Origin of the sequence: Mesorhizobium sp. 2RAF45, assembly GCF_052115225.1 — a bacterium.
Taxonomy (GTDB): Bacteria; Pseudomonadota; Alphaproteobacteria; order Rhizobiales; family Rhizobiaceae; genus Mesorhizobium; species Mesorhizobium jarvisii.
The window spans coordinates 177,276-192,001 of sequence record NZ_JBFRGG010000003.1; the positions used below are offsets into that span (position 1 = coordinate 177,276).

General features: G+C 64.2%; 9 protein-coding genes. 2 read left to right on the forward strand and 7 right to left on the reverse strand.

What is annotated here, in order from left to right:
* Positions 1-3 precede the first annotated feature (3 nt).
* Positions 4-1,002 (forward strand): ABC transporter ATP-binding protein, encoded by a 999-nt coding sequence (locus AB4Z43_RS10285; protein WP_064985322.1) that lies wholly within the window; start codon positions 4-6, stop codon positions 1,000-1,002.
* A 178-nt stretch (positions 1,003-1,180) separates the two neighbouring features.
* On the opposite strand, the gene AB4Z43_RS10290 is transcribed toward AB4Z43_RS10285, so the two are convergent.
* The 7 genes from AB4Z43_RS10290 to AB4Z43_RS10320 all read right to left on the reverse strand — a co-directional run bounded on the left by AB4Z43_RS10290 (position 1,181) and on the right by AB4Z43_RS10320 (position 12,405).
* Entirely contained in the window at positions 1,181-2,026 is an 846-nt protein-coding gene (locus tag AB4Z43_RS10290) for a fumarylacetoacetate hydrolase family protein (RefSeq protein WP_019862383.1), read from the reverse strand.
* A 192-nt stretch (positions 2,027-2,218) separates the two neighbouring features.
* Positions 2,219-2,950 carry an SDR family oxidoreductase gene (locus AB4Z43_RS10295; protein WP_441937278.1) on the reverse strand — a complete coding sequence of 244 codons (732 nt, stop codon included), beginning with the start codon at positions 2,948-2,950 and terminating at the stop codon, positions 2,219-2,221.
* 189 nt (positions 2,951-3,139) lie between these two features.
* Complete coding sequence (locus AB4Z43_RS10300) at positions 3,140-5,512, reverse strand: aldehyde dehydrogenase family protein (RefSeq protein ID WP_441937280.1); 2,373 nt, start codon at positions 5,510-5,512, stop codon at positions 3,140-3,142.
* A 76-nt stretch (positions 5,513-5,588) separates the two neighbouring features.
* Positions 5,589-6,644 carry a deoxyribose-phosphate aldolase gene (gene deoC / locus AB4Z43_RS10305; protein WP_038651093.1) on the reverse strand — a complete coding sequence of 352 codons (1,056 nt, stop codon included), beginning with the start codon at positions 6,642-6,644 and terminating at the stop codon, positions 5,589-5,591.
* Positions 6,645-6,743: 99 nt separating this feature from the next.
* Positions 6,744-9,902, reverse strand: coding sequence for an efflux RND transporter permease subunit (locus tag AB4Z43_RS10310; protein WP_441937282.1), 3,159 nt, complete (start codon positions 9,900-9,902; stop codon positions 6,744-6,746).
* Positions 9,902-11,044 carry an efflux RND transporter periplasmic adaptor subunit gene (locus AB4Z43_RS10315; protein WP_441937284.1) on the reverse strand — a complete coding sequence of 381 codons (1,143 nt, stop codon included), beginning with the start codon at positions 11,042-11,044 and terminating at the stop codon, positions 9,902-9,904. The genes AB4Z43_RS10310 and AB4Z43_RS10315 overlap by 1 nt, the downstream gene beginning before the upstream one ends.
* A gap of 533 nt (positions 11,045-11,577) precedes the next feature.
* Entirely contained in the window at positions 11,578-12,405 is an 828-nt protein-coding gene (locus tag AB4Z43_RS10320; RefSeq protein WP_019862391.1) for a ferredoxin--NADP reductase, read from the reverse strand.
* A 220-nt stretch (positions 12,406-12,625) separates the two neighbouring features.
* Here AB4Z43_RS10320 and AB4Z43_RS10325 point away from each other — a divergent pair, with 220 nt between their 5' ends.
* Complete coding sequence (locus tag AB4Z43_RS10325) at positions 12,626-14,710, forward strand: hydantoinase/oxoprolinase family protein (RefSeq protein WP_441937288.1); 2,085 nt, start codon at positions 12,626-12,628, stop codon at positions 14,708-14,710.
* Positions 14,711-14,726 lie beyond the last annotated feature (16 nt).

A 14,726-nucleotide genomic window follows, 5' to 3' on the forward strand; every position in this document is an offset into this window, starting at 1 on the left:
ATTGTGGGCTCGCTGAAGATCGAGAATGTGAAGAAGGCCTTCGGGCCGGTCGAGGTGCTGAAGGGCATCAACCTCGAAGTGACCGATGGCGAATTCGTCGTCTTCGTCGGCCCGTCGGGCTGCGGTAAGTCGACCTTGCTAAGGGTCATCGCCGGGCTGGAGGATTCGACCTCGGGCCGCGTGGTCATCGACGGTCAGGACGTCTCCGTCACGCCGCCGGCCAAGCGCGGTATTGCCATGGTCTTCCAGACCTATGCGCTCTACCCGCATCTGACGGTGAAGAACAATATGGGCCTCGGCCTGAAACAGGCCGGCACGCCGGCAGCCGAGATCGACCGCCGCATCGGCATCGCCTCGTCCATGCTGTCGCTGGAGCCCTATCTGGAACGGCGCCCGGCCGAACTCTCCGGCGGCCAGCGCCAGCGCGTCGCCATTGGCCGCGCCGTGGTGCGCGAACCCAAACTGTTCCTCTTCGACGAGCCGCTGTCGAACCTTGATGCGGCACTGCGCGTCAACACCCGGCTTGAGATCGCGCAGTTGCACCGCCGGCTGAAGGCGACGATGATCTACGTCACCCACGACCAGGTAGAGGCGATGACCTTGGCCGACAAGATCGTCGTGCTGAACGCCGGCAGGATCGAGCAGATCGGCGGCCCGATGGAGCTCTACAATTCACCGGCGAACGAATTCGTCGCCGGCTTCATCGGCTCGCCGAAGATGAACTTCATCGACGGCGCGCGCCTCGGCGAGACGGCCAAGACCATCGGCGTGCGGCCGGAACATCTGACCGTCGATCCGAAGTCAGGCAGCTGGAAGGGCACGGTGGTGCATGCCGAGCATCTCGGCGCCGACACCAATCTTTATCTCGATTGCGAGAAGGCCGGACTGATTACGGTGCGGATTTTCGGCGTCTATGACGCCGAGCCGGGCGCGACGCTCTATGCGACGCCGGATCCGGCGAGGACGTATAGATTTGGCGCGGATGGGAAGACGATCAAGTAGCGCGGGACCGCGCTCTTCCTTCCCCCCCTTGTGGGGGAAGGTGGATCGGCGCGCAGCGCCGAGACGGATAAGGGGTGCTCCAGCGAAGTGACGTCGGCGTTCCCTGGAGCACCCCTCATCCGACCTCGCTTCGCGAGGCCACCTTCTCCCGCAAGGGGAGAAGGTCAGGAGCCGCCGCCTACAAATCAGCCTTGAACGTCTGCTTCTGCTGGCCCAGGCCCTCGATGCCCAGTTCCACCACATCGCCAGCCCTGAGGAACACCGGCGGTTTCATGCCCAGCCCAACGCCGGGCGGCGTACCTGTCGAAATGATGTCGCCGGGATGCAGCGACATGAACTGGCTAAGATAGGACACCAGATATTTGACGCCGTAGACCATGGTCTTGGTCGAGCCGTTCTGCATGGTCTTGCCGTTGACGGTCAGCCACATCTTCAGGTTCTGCGGATCGGCGACTTCGTCCTTGGTCACCAGCCAGGGGCCGGTCGGGCCGAACGTGTCGCAGCTCTTGCCCTTGGTCCACTGGCCCTGACGCTCGGCCTGGAAGGCGCGCTCGGAGACGTCATGCGCAACGGCATAGCCGGCGACATAGTCGAGCGCATCGGCTTCGCTGACATATTTTGCGGTCTTGCCGATAACCACGGCGAGCTCGACTTCCCAGTCGGTCTTTTCAGAGCCGCGCGGGATCAGCACGTCGTCATCCGGGCCGACAATGGCCGAGCTTGCCTTCATGAAGATGATCGGTTCCGGCGGCACGGTGGCGCCGGTTTCGGCGGCGTGGTCGGAGTAGTTGAGGCCGATGCAGATGAATTTTCCGGTGCCGCCAACGCAGGCGCCGAGGCGCGGCTTGCCGGAAACCACCGGCAATGACTTCGGATCGAGCTTGCCCAGCATCTCCAGCGAGGCCGGATGAAGCGTGGTGCCGGCAATGTCGGCGACATGGGCGGAGAGATCGCGGATCGTTCCATCCGCATCGAGCAGGCCGGGGCGTTCGCTCCCTACCTCGCCATAGCGCAGCAGTTTCATCTAAATCCTTCTCCTGGTTGCGGCCTCGCGGCCTTTTGCAAACTCTCCGCCGAGGCGATGGCTCCCCGAGGAGCCGGGCGGACCGTACCCATCGACCTCTTCCCGGGCAAGCGCGGACAGCTGTTGGGCGCCCCGGCACGCCGGAATTTCAGACTTCTCGATCCGCGGCAAACGTTAGGGCGCAGCCCGATCTCAGATCGACCAGCCGCCGTCGATATTATAGGCCTGTCCGGACGTGTAGGTTGCGCCGGCCAGGTAGACGGCTATATCGGCGATTTCCTCCGGCGTGCCGAGCCTGCCCATCGGCTGGCGGGCGATGAAGGCGGCGCGGGCGGCTTCGTAGTCGCCTTGCGCATGCATGCGGTCCTGCAGCGACGGGCTCTCGACCGTGCCGGGGCAGATGGCGTTGCAGCGTATGCCCTTGCCGACATAGTCGGCGGCAATCGCCTTGGTCAGGCCGATGACAGCGGCCTTGGTAACGCCATAGGCAAAGCGGTTCGGCACGCCTTTGCCGGCGCCGGCGACCGAAGACATGTTGACGATCGATCCGTCGCCGCGCTCCAGCATACCGGGCAGCACGGCCCTGATGGTGCGGATCATGGCGCGGACATTGAGGTTGAAGGCGAAATCGAGATCGTCATCCTTCATCTCCAGGATCGAGCCGGAATGGACAAAGCCGGCGCAGTTGAACAGCACGTCGACGCGGCCGATCTCGGTGAAGGCGGCGTTGACCGCCTCGTCGTTGAGCACATCGAGCTTGCGGGTCTTGATCCCAGGCGTCTTGGCAAGTTCGGCGAGAAGCGTCTCGTTGATGTCGGTGGCGTGGACGGTGGCTCCAGTCTTGGCGAAGGCCAGCGCGCTCGCCTTGCCGATGCCTTGCGCCGCCGCCGTGATGACAACGACCTTGCCTGCCAGATCCGCCATGCTTCTTTCCTCGCCTGCTTGGGTCAACTGCCTTTATCGGCGGCCGGCCAAGGCGTCATGTGCCAGTCAGGCTCGATTGTGCGGCCTGTGTCGCAGCCAGTTCACTGATAAAGATGTTTTTTCTCGTTAAAGAACATGTGTCCGGGCGTCAAGCCCGAACACGATCACCATTGCGACAGTCTGGAAATGTCAGTCGCCGTAAGGCACCCAGACATTCTTCACCTCGACGGCGCGGCGCAGGAAAGCATCGCCGGCCGCCTCGTCGGATGCCCAGTCGAGGCTGCGGCCATTGCCGCTCCAGACGCGCTTGAGGTTGCCGATGGATTCGGCCTCCGCCTTGGCGCAGGTCTCGGCGTCGGCGAACACCCAGAGCCCGTCGACATCGTCATGCTTGGCCAGCACGCCGGCAAGTTCCGCCGTGCGGCCGGTGACAATGTTGATCGCGCCGGCCGGAACGTCGGAATATTCGATGACCTGATAGAGATCGGTGGCGAGCAGCGGATAGCGTTCCGAAGGCACCGCGACCACCGTATTGCCCATGGCCAGCGCCGGCGCGATCAGCGAGATCAGGCCGAGCAGCGGCGAGGCATCCGGCGCGACGATGCCGACGACGCCGACCGGCTCATGCAGCGCCAGCGTCACGGCGCGAGCCGGCGGTTGGTGCACGCGCCCCTCGAACTTGTCGGCGAGGCCGGCATAGAGAAACAGCCTTTCGATGGATTGCTCTACCTCTTCCCGCGCGGCCTTGGCGTTGGCGCCGGTCAGCTCACTGAGACGGGCGGCGAATTCGCCGGCGCGGCCGGAAAGATTCTCCGCCAGGTAATACAGCACCTGGGAGCGGTTATAGGCGGTGGCTTCCGGCCAGCCCTTGCAGGCGCGTGCGGCGGCGACGGCGTCACGGATGTCCTTGCGGTTGCCAAAGCCGACTTCGCCGGCCAGCTTACCCTTGGCGGTGGCGACAGCCAGCGAATAATTGCTATCGGGCCGAATTTGCTTGCCGCCGATGAACAGTTTTGCGGTGCGGTCGATGGCCGCGCCGTCAGCCTGCTCGACGGGCTGCGCGGAGACCACCGCCGGCTTGATGACCGGTCCGAGCGGCAGCTTTGCCGCGAGATATTCGAACATGCCTTCGCGCCCGCCCTCGCGGCCGAAGCCGCTCTCGCGGTAGCCGCCGAAGCCGCAAGCGGCGTCGAACATGTTGGTGCCGTTGACCCAGACCACGCCGGCCTTCAATTGCGGCGCCACGTGCAAGGCGAGGTTGACGTTCTCGCTCCACACGCTCGCCGCGAGCCCATAGCGCGTGTTGTTGGCAAGCTCGATCGCTTCCTCGGTGTTGCGGAAGGTCATGGTCGCCAGAACCGGTCCAAACACCTCTTCCTGCGCCAGGATATTAGCCGGCGAAACGCCGGTGGCGAGTGTCGGCAGATGGTAGTAGCCGGAAGACGGCAGTGCTGCGTCCGGCTGCCAGCAGACGGCGCCCTGCCTGGCGCCTTCGGCGACCAGGCCTTTGACGCGGTCAAGCTGGGTCAAGTCGACCAGCGGGCCGATATCGGTGTTCTTGTCGAGCGGGCTGCCGACGCGCAGCCGGCTCATCCGCGTCTTGACCTTGGCGATCAAGGCCTCGGCGATGCCTTCCTGCACCAGGAGCCGCGACCCGGCGCAGCAGACCTGGCCCTGGTTGAACCAGATGCCGTCGACCAGGCCTTCCACGGCGCTGTCGAGATCGGCGTCCTCGAAGACGATGAAGGCCGACTTGCCGCCGAGCTCCAGCGACAGTTTTTTGCCCGACCCGGCGGTGGCTTTCCTGATGATCTTGCCGACTTCCGACGAGCCGGTGAAGGCGATCTTCTGGATGCCGGGATGGTTGACGATGGCCGCGCCCGCTTCTGGGCCGCCCTGCACGATGTTGACGACGCCCTTCGGCACGCCGGCACGCTCGCAGATTTCGGCGAACAGGATGGCGGTGAGCGGCGTGAATTCGGCAGGCTTCAGCACCACCGTGCAGCCGGCGGCCAGTGCCGGTGCGATCTTCCAGGCCAGCATCAGCAGCGGGAAATTCCACGGTATGATCTGACCGACGACACCGACGCCCTTGTGGCCGGGAAAATCCTTGTCCAGCGCTTGCGCCCAGCCGGCATGATGGATGAAATGGCGGATCGCCAGGGGCACGTCGATGTCGCGGCTTTCGCGGATCGGCTTGCCGTTGTCGATCGATTCCAGCACCGCGAACAGGCGCTGATGCCGCTGCATGGCGCGGCCGATGGCGTAGAGCACCTTTGCCCTGGCGTAGCCTGAACTGGCGCTCCATTTCGGCAGCGCCTTGGTGGCGGCCGCAACCGCCGCGTCGATGTCGGCCGCACTGGCGTCGGAGACCTTGGCCAGCAGCTTGCCGGAAGACGGCTCGCTGGTGTCGAAGGTCTTGCCGCCGGAAGCGGCTTTCCAGCCGCCGTCGATGAACAGCGCCTTGCCGAAGTCGCGCGCGGCAAGCCACGCATCGGCCTCGTTGCGGGCTTCCGGCGCCGGGCCGTATTCCATGGCATGATAGCGGTCGAGAATATTCATGGGATGCCTCCTTTACCCTCCCCCTTGTGGGGAGGGTCGATCGGCGAAGCCGATCGGGGTGGGGGTAATTGGGTGCTCAAGCCATTGCGTGGCGGTGATTGGCCGAATAGTGACCGGTCAGATGATGCTCGAGCTGCCGCTCGATGTCGGTCAAAAGGCTCGACGCGCCGAAGCGGAACAGTTCCGGTTCCAGCCATGGCCGGCCGAGTTCTTCCTTCATCAGCACCAGCCAGTCGAGCGAGGCCTTGGCGGTGGAAATGCCGCCGGCCGGCTTGAAGCCGATGAGATAGCCGGTTTCCTCGAAATAGGCCCTGATGGCGCGCACCATGGCAAGGCCAACGGGCAGCGTCGCGTTGACGCTTTCCTTGCCGGTCGAGGTCTTGATGAAATCGGCGCCCGCCATCATCGCCACCATCGAGGCCAGCATGACGTTGCGCAAAGTGGCGAGGTCGCCGGTGCCCAGAATGACCTTCAGATGCGCGTCGCCGCAGGCGGCGCGCATCGAGACGATCTCGTTGTAGAGCTCCCGCCACTTGGCGCCGAACACCAGCCCGCGCGGAATGACGACATCGATCTCGTCGGCGCCGTCGCGCACCGAAGCCTCGATTTCCTGCAGCCGGGTCGACAGGGGCGCCAGGCCATGCGGAAAGGCGGTGGAGACGGCCGCGACATGAATGCCGGTGCCGCGCACGGCATCGACGGCCGTGGCGACGAAGGGATGGTAGACGCAGACGGCAGCCGGCCGGATGGTTTCACCCGCAATGCCGAGGCCTTCGACGATGTCGCGGCGGAACGGGTTGATCGCCTTGGCGCAGAGCCGGCGCACGCGCTCCTCGGTGTCGTTGGAGTTCAGCGTCGTCAGATCCATGCAGGCGACGGCGCGCAGCAGCCAGGCCGCCTGGTTGTCGGCCTTGATCGAACGCCGTTTGGTCAGGCTGGCGACGCGCCGTTCCAGCGCCGAACGGTTGACGCTGCGCACCGATTCCATGAAGCCGAGGTCGAGTTTCATGCCGGGATTGCGCGCGATGCGATGGTCCAGCGGTACGGGGGTGTTGGCGGCGGCGCGGGCCGGCAGCGGCGTCACCTTGGACGCGCTGGTGCCAGGCTCGGCTTCGCGGATCGTGTTGCTCATTTCCTGCCCTTTCTCGTTTAGGGCGATACTTACACGATCGTTTGGACCGAGGCCACAAGCCTGTCGGTCCGATGCCGACCTTAGGCGCTGACGTAAGGCCTACTCGGCCGCCAGCTTGCGCCGAGCCGGGCCGATTTCAGCCTCCACGCCTTCGGGTTCGCCGTCATCCTGCTCATGCCTGCGCAATGAGGTGAGCCAATGGGAAAGGTCGTCGAGGTAGAGATAGATCACCGGCGTGGTGAAGAGCGTCAGCGCCTGGCTGACAAGCAGCCCGCCGAACATCGTGTAGCCGAGCGGCTGGCGGATTTCCGCCCCCGTACCGTTCTCCAGCATCAGCGGCAACGCGCCCAGCATGGAGACCATGGTGGTCATCATGATCGGCCGGAAGCGCAGCAGGCAGGCCTGGCGGATCGATTCCAGCGAGCTGAGGTTCTGGTCCCTCTCGGCCGCGATGGCAAAGTCGACCATCATGATGCCGTTCTTCTTGACAATGCCGATGAGCAGGATGACGCCGATCAGGCCGATCAGGTTGAACTCCATATGGAAGACGAGCAGCGTACCCAGCGCGCCAAGCCCGGCGGAGGGCAGCGTGGAGAGAATGGTCAGCGGGTGGATGTAGCTTTCGTAGAGGATGCCGAGGATCAGGTAGACCACGACCAGGGCGCCGAGGATAAGCACTGGCACCGAAGACAGCGACTGCTGGAAGGCCTGCGCCGTCCCCGTGTAATTGGTTTGGATGGTCGCCGGCAGCCGCATCTCGGCGGCGGTTCTGTCGATCGCGGCGGTGGCCTGGCCGAGCGCGACATTGGGCGCCAGGTTGAAGCTGATCGTCACCGACGGGAACTGGCCTTCATGGTTGATCACCAGCGGCTGTACGGGCTTCGTGGTCCATCTGGCAATCGCCGAGAGCGGCACCTGCGAACCGCTCGGCGTCGTCAGGTAGATCTGGTTGAGCGCCTTGATGTCGCCGCGCAGCGACGGCAGCACCTCCAGGATCACGTCATAGGTCGAAAGCTGCGTGAAATACTGGGCGATCTGGCGTTGCCCGAAGGCATCGTTGAGCGTGTTGTCGACATCGTTCGCCGTTAGCCCATAGCGGGCAGCCTGATCGCGATCGACCTGCAGCGTCAGCGTCGTGCCGGAACTCATCTGGTCGGTCGAGACGTCCCGCAATTCGGGTAGGCGCTGTAGGGCCGTCAACAGCTTGGGCGCCCAGCTATCCAGCGTGTCGAGGTCGCTGCTTTCCAGCACATATTGATATTGTGACGCGGACAGTTTGCCGCCGACGCGCACGTCCTGAGAGGCCTGCATGAACAAGCGCGCGCCTTGGACGGCCGAAAGCTTCGGCTGCAGCCGCCGGATGATCTGGTCGGCGGAAACGTCCCGCTCGTCGCGTGGCTTCAGCTGGATGAACAAGCGGCCGGTGTTCTGCGTGTTGCCATTGCCGCCCGTCGATGCCGCAAAATGCGCCACCGCCGGATCCTTGGAGACGATCCCGGCAAATCGCGCCATGTAGGACTGCATCTGGCCGGTGGAGACATCCTGCCCGGCGATCACCTGGCCGAAGATCAGGCCGGTATCCTGCTGTGGGAAGAAGCCGCTCGGCACCAGCGTGAAGAAATAGCCGGTAAGGCCCACACAGGTCAGGAACACCAGCAGCGTGATGAAACGATGCCCGAGCGCATGGTCGAGGCCGCGCTCATAGGCGCGCAGCATCCCGTCGAAAACGCTTTCGCTCCACCGGTAGAGCCTGCCGTGATGCTCCTCGTTCGCCGGCTTGATGAAACGCGAGGCCAGCATCGGCGTCAGCGTCAGCGAAACGCAGGCCGAAACCAGGATGGTCATCGCCAGCGTCACCGCGAACTCCTTGAACAGGCGGCCGATATTGCCGCTCATCAGGAGCAGCGGGATCAGCACGGCCACCAGCGAAATCGAGATCGACATGATGGTGAAGCCGATCTCGCTGGCCCCGCGGATCGCGGCATCCATCGGTTTTTCGCCATGCTCGATGTAGCGGACGATGTTCTCCAGCATGACGATGGCGTCGTCGACGACAAAGCCGATCGAGATCGTCAACGCCATCAGCGACAGATTGTCGATGCTGTAGCCGGCGGACCACATCAAGGCGCATGCGCCAAGCAGCGCCAGCGGCACGGTGAAAGCCGGGATGGCGGTTGCCCAGACATTTCGCAGGAACAGGAAGATCACCATCACCACCATCCCGATGGTGAGCATCAGCGTGAACTGCACGTCCGCCACCGAGGCGCGGATGGTCTGGGTGCGGTCGGAAAGCACCTGGAGCTTCAGTGAAGCCGGCATCGAGGCGGTCAGCATCGGCAGCTCCGCCTTGATCCTGTCGACCGTGTCGATGATGTTGGCGCCGGGCTCCTTGAATATGACGAGCACGACGCCGCGTGTCGTGTCGGTCCAACCGGCCTGGGTGTAGTCCTGCGCGTCGAGCACGGCCCGGCCGACATCCTTGACCCGCACCGGCGCGCCGTCGCGATAGGCGATGATGGCGTTGTTCCAGTCATCGGCCGCCGTCATCTGGTCGTTTGAGAAGATGGTGAAGGAGCGTACTTCGCCCTGGATGTTGCCCTTGGGCAGGTCCACCGTGCCGATCGACAGCGGGGGACGCACCGCTTCCAGTGACAGGCCCCTTGCCGCGAGCTTGGCCGGATCGAGCTGGACGCGGATCGACGGTGTCTGCTGGCCGCCGACCAGCACCTGGCCGACGCCGTCGACATGACTGATCACCTGCGCGAGCTTGGTGTAGACGTCGTCGCTCAACGTTGTCAGCGGCAAGTCGGTCGAACTGGCCCCGATCAGCATAATCGGCGAATCCGTCGGGTTGACCTCCCGGTAGGTGGGCGGATTGGGAAGGTTCTTCGGCAGCTGTCCGCCGGCGGCATTGATGGCCGATTGCACCAGCCCGGCCGCCGATGCGATGTCGACGTCGAGCGCGAATTGCAAGGTGACCTGGCTGGAACCGGACAGGCTGCTCGATGTCATTTCGGCAATGCCCGGGATCTGCGCGAACTGCGTCTCGAGTGGCTGGGTCACCGACGACGCGATGGTGATCGGATCGGCGCCCGGCAGGCTGGTGGACACCTGGATCGTCGGAAAGTCGACGTTCGGCATCGCCGCGACCGGCAGGTTGAGATAGGCGACCACGCCGACGAACAGCACGCCGATCATCAGAAGCGACGTGGCGACGGGATAGCGGATGAAAGGCGTGGAAACACCGATCTGTGCCATCAGCTTGCACCTCCGGCAGCGCCGCTCTGCGCCTGTCCGGCGCCGGGACCCGTGGCGGCGTCGACGCTTGCGCCGTCAACCACCCGGTATTGGCCGGCAACCACGACACGTTGCCCCGCGGCGAGACCGTCGGTGACGACCGTCTCGCCGCCGTCGGAAGGGCCTGTCTTGACGGTCTGGCGACGGACCTTGGCGTCGTCGCCGACGACATAGGCGAAGAGCCCGTCAGGGCCATGCTGGACAGCTTCGTCGGGCACCACGATCGCGCCTGCCATCGTGCCGATGCGTATGCGTGTGTTGACGGACAGGCCCGGCCATAGCGCATTGTCCTGGTTCGTAAACGTTGCCTTGAGCGAAATCGTGCCGGAAGCCTGGTCGACCGCGTTCTGGATCGCTTCCAGCCTGCCGCTCGCCAGCACGGTCTTCATATCCGCGCCAAGTGTATCGATCGCAACCGGACCGGCCGCGAAAACCTTGTTGATGGTCGAAACCTCGTCCTGCGGTTGCGTGAATGACACATAGATCGGCTGAAGCTGCACGACCGTGAAAAGCCCGGGGCTCTGGCCGGCCTGCACGATGTTGCCCGGATCGATGGTGCGGAAGCTCGTCTTGCCGGTCAGCGGCGCCGTGATCTTGGTGAAATCGAGGTTGAGTTGCGCCGCCTCGACCGCGGCCTTGTCACCCTCGATCGTGGCGGCTGCCGTCGTGACCACTGCTTGCTGGTTATCGACATCCTGCTGCGTTTCGAACGTCTTTTTCAGGAGCGTGGAAAGGCGATTGAGAACGACCTGCGCGTTCTTGAGCGTCGCTTCGTCCTGCGCCTCCTTGGCCTTCGCCTGGTCGAGCGCCGCCTGATACGGGCGAGGGTCGATCTCGGCGAGCAGATCGCCCTGCTTGACCATCTGTCCCTGATCGACCGGAACCTGGTTGACGACACCGGCGACCCGGCTCGAGATGCTGACGCTGTTCAGCGGCGTAACCGTGCCGAGTCCATAGAGGTAAAGCGGGAAATCGGTCTTTTGCACGGTTGCCACGGTAACCGGCACCTTGGGTGCGGGCGGCGTCGATTGAGTGGCTGCCCTTGCCTCGGCGTGGTTGCGCCATATGCCGTAACCGCCGCCGAGCAGGAGGAGTGTGGTCAACAGGACGATGCCCCGGGAGCGCATGGGTCGTTTTCGCCTGGCTTGCTGTGTCGTGGAATTAGTCATGGTGCCGTCCACCTGGCTGGCAAGGATATCAAGCCTTTTTCGGGATGGTTGGGGGTTAGGACCGACCGCGTCGATCACCGGGACAGTAGTCCTGACGACCCAGCCCTGTCAGGTTACAAGTCGGTCATGTTGCGCCGCAGCATTCAAGGATGCGTGAGGCCGCGCTGAATGCACCATCGCGATAAAGTTACTCCCGGGGTCAGGGCTGAGCCTCGATCGACCGGGGGGATGCGAGGCGCTTGTTAACCGCCCACGGATACATCGGTCCGGTCGACGCAGGAGACGTCGCCATTGCCATTGCGGGGCACTTCGCCTGGCCTGAAATCAGATATGGCTGGGACAACGCGACAGGCGCGCGCTTGCCGTATTCGCTATTGGGAAGGAGTGGCCGGAGCTGTTGCGGCAGCCTATCCGGGCTTCGGTATTCGCCTGGAAAGGCAGCCTGTCCTCAGGCTGGGCAGAGGCCCTCAGCCGACGAAAGCGCGCTCGACGACGAAAGTCGCGGGATGGCTGAGCGAGCCTTCCTGGAAGCCGAGGCTTTCGGCGAGTTCCTTGACGTCCTTCAGCATATGCATCGAGCCGCAGATCATGATGCGGTCCGTTTCCGGATTGAGCTTCTCGATGCCGAGATCGGCGTAGAATTTGCCAGAGCCGATCAACGCGGTGATGCGGCCCATGCGAGCTGATTCTTCGCGGGTCGTCGAATTGTAGAGCGTGACGCGCCCGGTGGTCAGTTCGCCGATCAGCGGGTCGCTTTCCAGCGCCGCCACCAATTCCTGGCCGTAGGTCAGCTCGGCATTGTCGCGGCAGGTATGGGTCAGGATCAGCTGGTCGAATTTCTCATAGGTGTCGGGGTCGCGCAGCAGGCTGGCGAACGGCGCGATGCCGGTGCCGGTCGAGATCATGAACAGCCGCTTGGCCGGGGTCAGCGCGTCGACCACCAGCGTGCCGGTCGACTTCTGGCGCATGATAACGGTGTCGCCGACCTGGATCTTCTGCAGTTCCGAGGTCAGCGGGCCGTCCGGCACCTTGATCGAGAAGAATTCCAGCTCTTCGTCCCAAGCCGGGCTTGCCACCGAATAGGCGCGGAACACCGGCTTCTCGGCATTGGGCAGGCCGATCATGACGAACTCGCCGGAGCGGAAGCGCAGCGACTGCGGACGGGTGATGCGGAACGAAAAGAGCCGGTCGGTGTAGTGCTTCACCGAGACGACCGTTTCGGCATAGACATTGGCCGGTATAGGAAACTGCAGCGGGCGGGCGCCGGCGGTGTTGAAGGCGGATGTGGTGTTCATCAAATCCAACTTTCTGGCCCAACCGGGGACGCGGGCGCCAAACTTTTACCTGCGCGCCCGGACCGTTCAGATCCCGGCGTGCTGCTCGCACACTCCAAAGCGGTAAGCTCTTGTGTCCGGAATTTATTAGTATACAAACGATATTTGCGTCAAGATACCGCCGCGAAACACCTTTCCAAACTGTGCCATATCCGTAGTCCCAGCATTTCGGGTTTCGACAATGAAAGAGAATTTTTCGGTGCAGCCGCCGGATTCCCTGGGCAGCGTCGTGGCCGGCATCGATGTCGGCGGGACCTTCACCGACCTGCTTCTGATCGACGGCAAGCACGGCGGCAAGGTGCATATCGCCAAGACCCCGACGACTGTCGACAACCAGGCTTTCGGTGTGGTCTCAGCACTTGGCGCCACCGGATTTGCGATCGACGGCATCGACCTCATCGTGCACGGCACGACCACCACCACCAATGCCGTGCTGGAGCGCCGGCTGGCCAAGACCGGCATGATCACCACGCGCGGCTTTCGCGACGTGATCGAGCTTGGCCGGCGCACGCGGCCGCAACCCTATGGCATGACCGGCACTTTCGTCCCCGTCATCCCGCGCAACCTCAGGCTCGAAGTGTCCGAGCGCGTCGAGGCGTCCGGCACGGTGCGCACGCCGCTTGACGAGGCCGGGATGCGCGAGGCGGTGAAGGCGCTGATCGGAGCCGGCTGCGAATCCCTCGTCATCCACTTCCTGCATTCCTACGCCAACCCGTCGCATGAGCGGCGCGCCGCCGAGATCGCCGCCGAGCTCTGGCCGAACGGCTACATCACCACGGGCCATACGCTGCTGTCGGAAGCGCGCGAATTCGAGCGCGGCGTCACCGCCTCCGTGAATGCCTCGGTGCAGCCGATCCTCGAGCGCTATGTCGAGCGGCTGCGCAAGGAATTGGCGGCCAAAGGCTATGCCCGCGACTTCCTGATCATGAACGGCAATGGCGGCATGATCTCGGCCCGCTTCGTCACACGTGAATCGGCCAAGACCGTCATGTCCGGCCCGGCCTCCGGCGTCATCGCCGCCGCCTATACGGGCAAGCGTGCCGGCTTCGAAAACCTCGTCACCTACGACATGGGCGGCACCTCGACCGACGTGGCGCTGATCCGCAACGCCGAGCCGGCGGTGTCGAACGAGATCGAGATCGAATATGCCATGCCGATCCATGTGCCGATGGTGGCGGTGCACACGGTCGGCGCCGGCGGCGGTTCCATCGCCCGCGTCGACGCGGCCGGCCTGATCCAGATCGGTCCCGAAAGCGCCGGCGCCAATCCCGGCCCGATTTGCTATGGCCGCGGCGGTCTCGAGCCGACCATCACCGACGCCAATCTGGTGCTCGGCCGGCTGGCGCCGAAGAAGCTGCTGGCGGTCGAAAACCCGGTCACATCAGAGCGCGTTACCGGCATTTTCGAGGAGAAGATCGGCAGGGCAACCGGTCTGTCGGGCGTCGAGGCGGCGGGCGCTGTGCTGCGGCTCGGCAACATGAAGATGGCCGGCGCCATCCGCATGGTCTCGGTGTCGCGTGGCCATGACCCGCGCGATTTCGCACTGTTTGCCTTCGGCGGCGCCGGGCCGCTGCATGCGACCGCGCTGGCGCGCGAACTCGGCCTGCCACGGGTGCTGGTGCCGGCGCGTCCCGGCATCACCAATGCACTCGGCTGCGTCGTCGCCGATCTGCGCCATGACTTCGTCAACACCATCAACCAGCCGGTTGCCGTGCTCGACGAAACCCAGCTGCACCATGTATTGGAACGGCACCGAAACGAAGGTGAGGAACTGATCGGCAAAGAAGCGGTGAAGCCGGAGACGATCCGCGTCACCCACTCCGCCGACATGCAGTTCGTCGGCCAGACCCACATCATCAACGTGCCGCTGCCGTCCTCGACGGTGAGCCGGCAGGAGCTGCAGGCCCTGTTCGAAAAGGCCTATTTCGCCCGCTTCAAGGTCGAGCTGCCGGAAATCCGCGCCAACCTGGTCAACCTCAACACCTCGGTTACCGGCGTGCGCCCGGCGATCGACCTGTCGCGCCTGATCGACCCGGCCGGGCGCGCGAAAACGCTGGACGCGGCGCGGCGCGAGATCCGGCCGGTCTGGTATGCGGGCCAGTGGCACGACACGCCGGTATACGCGCGCGAAAAGCTACCGATCGATGCAGTCATCGAAGGGCCGGCGATCCTCGAACAGATGGATGCGACCACGGTGCTCGAACCCGGCGACCGCGCAAGGTCGGACGCCGACGGCAATATCATCATCGACATTGGCGAGGCCTGAGATGTCTGACATCAAT

Coding starts and splice junctions, on each gene's coding strand:
- AB4Z43_RS10290 (WP_019862383.1), bottom strand. CDS start 2,026: ATGAAACTGCTGCGCTATGGCGAGGTAGGGAGCGAACGCCCCGGCCTG.
- AB4Z43_RS10295 (WP_441937278.1), bottom strand. CDS start 2,950: ATGGCGGATCTGGCAGGCAAGGTCGTTGTCATCACGGCGGCGGCGCAA.
- AB4Z43_RS10300 (WP_441937280.1), bottom strand. CDS start 5,512: ATGAATATTCTCGACCGCTATCATGCCATGGAATACGGCCCGGCGCCG.
- deoC (WP_038651093.1), bottom strand. CDS start 6,644: ATGAGCAACACGATCCGCGAAGCCGAGCCTGGCACCAGCGCGTCCAAG.
- AB4Z43_RS10310 (WP_441937282.1), bottom strand. CDS start 9,902: ATGGCACAGATCGGTGTTTCCACGCCTTTCATCCGCTATCCCGTCGCC.
- AB4Z43_RS10320 (WP_019862391.1), bottom strand. CDS start 12,405: ATGAACACCACATCCGCCTTCAACACCGCCGGCGCCCGCCCGCTGCAG.
- AB4Z43_RS10325 (WP_441937288.1), top strand. CDS start 12,626: ATGAAAGAGAATTTTTCGGTGCAGCCGCCGGATTCCCTGGGCAGCGTC.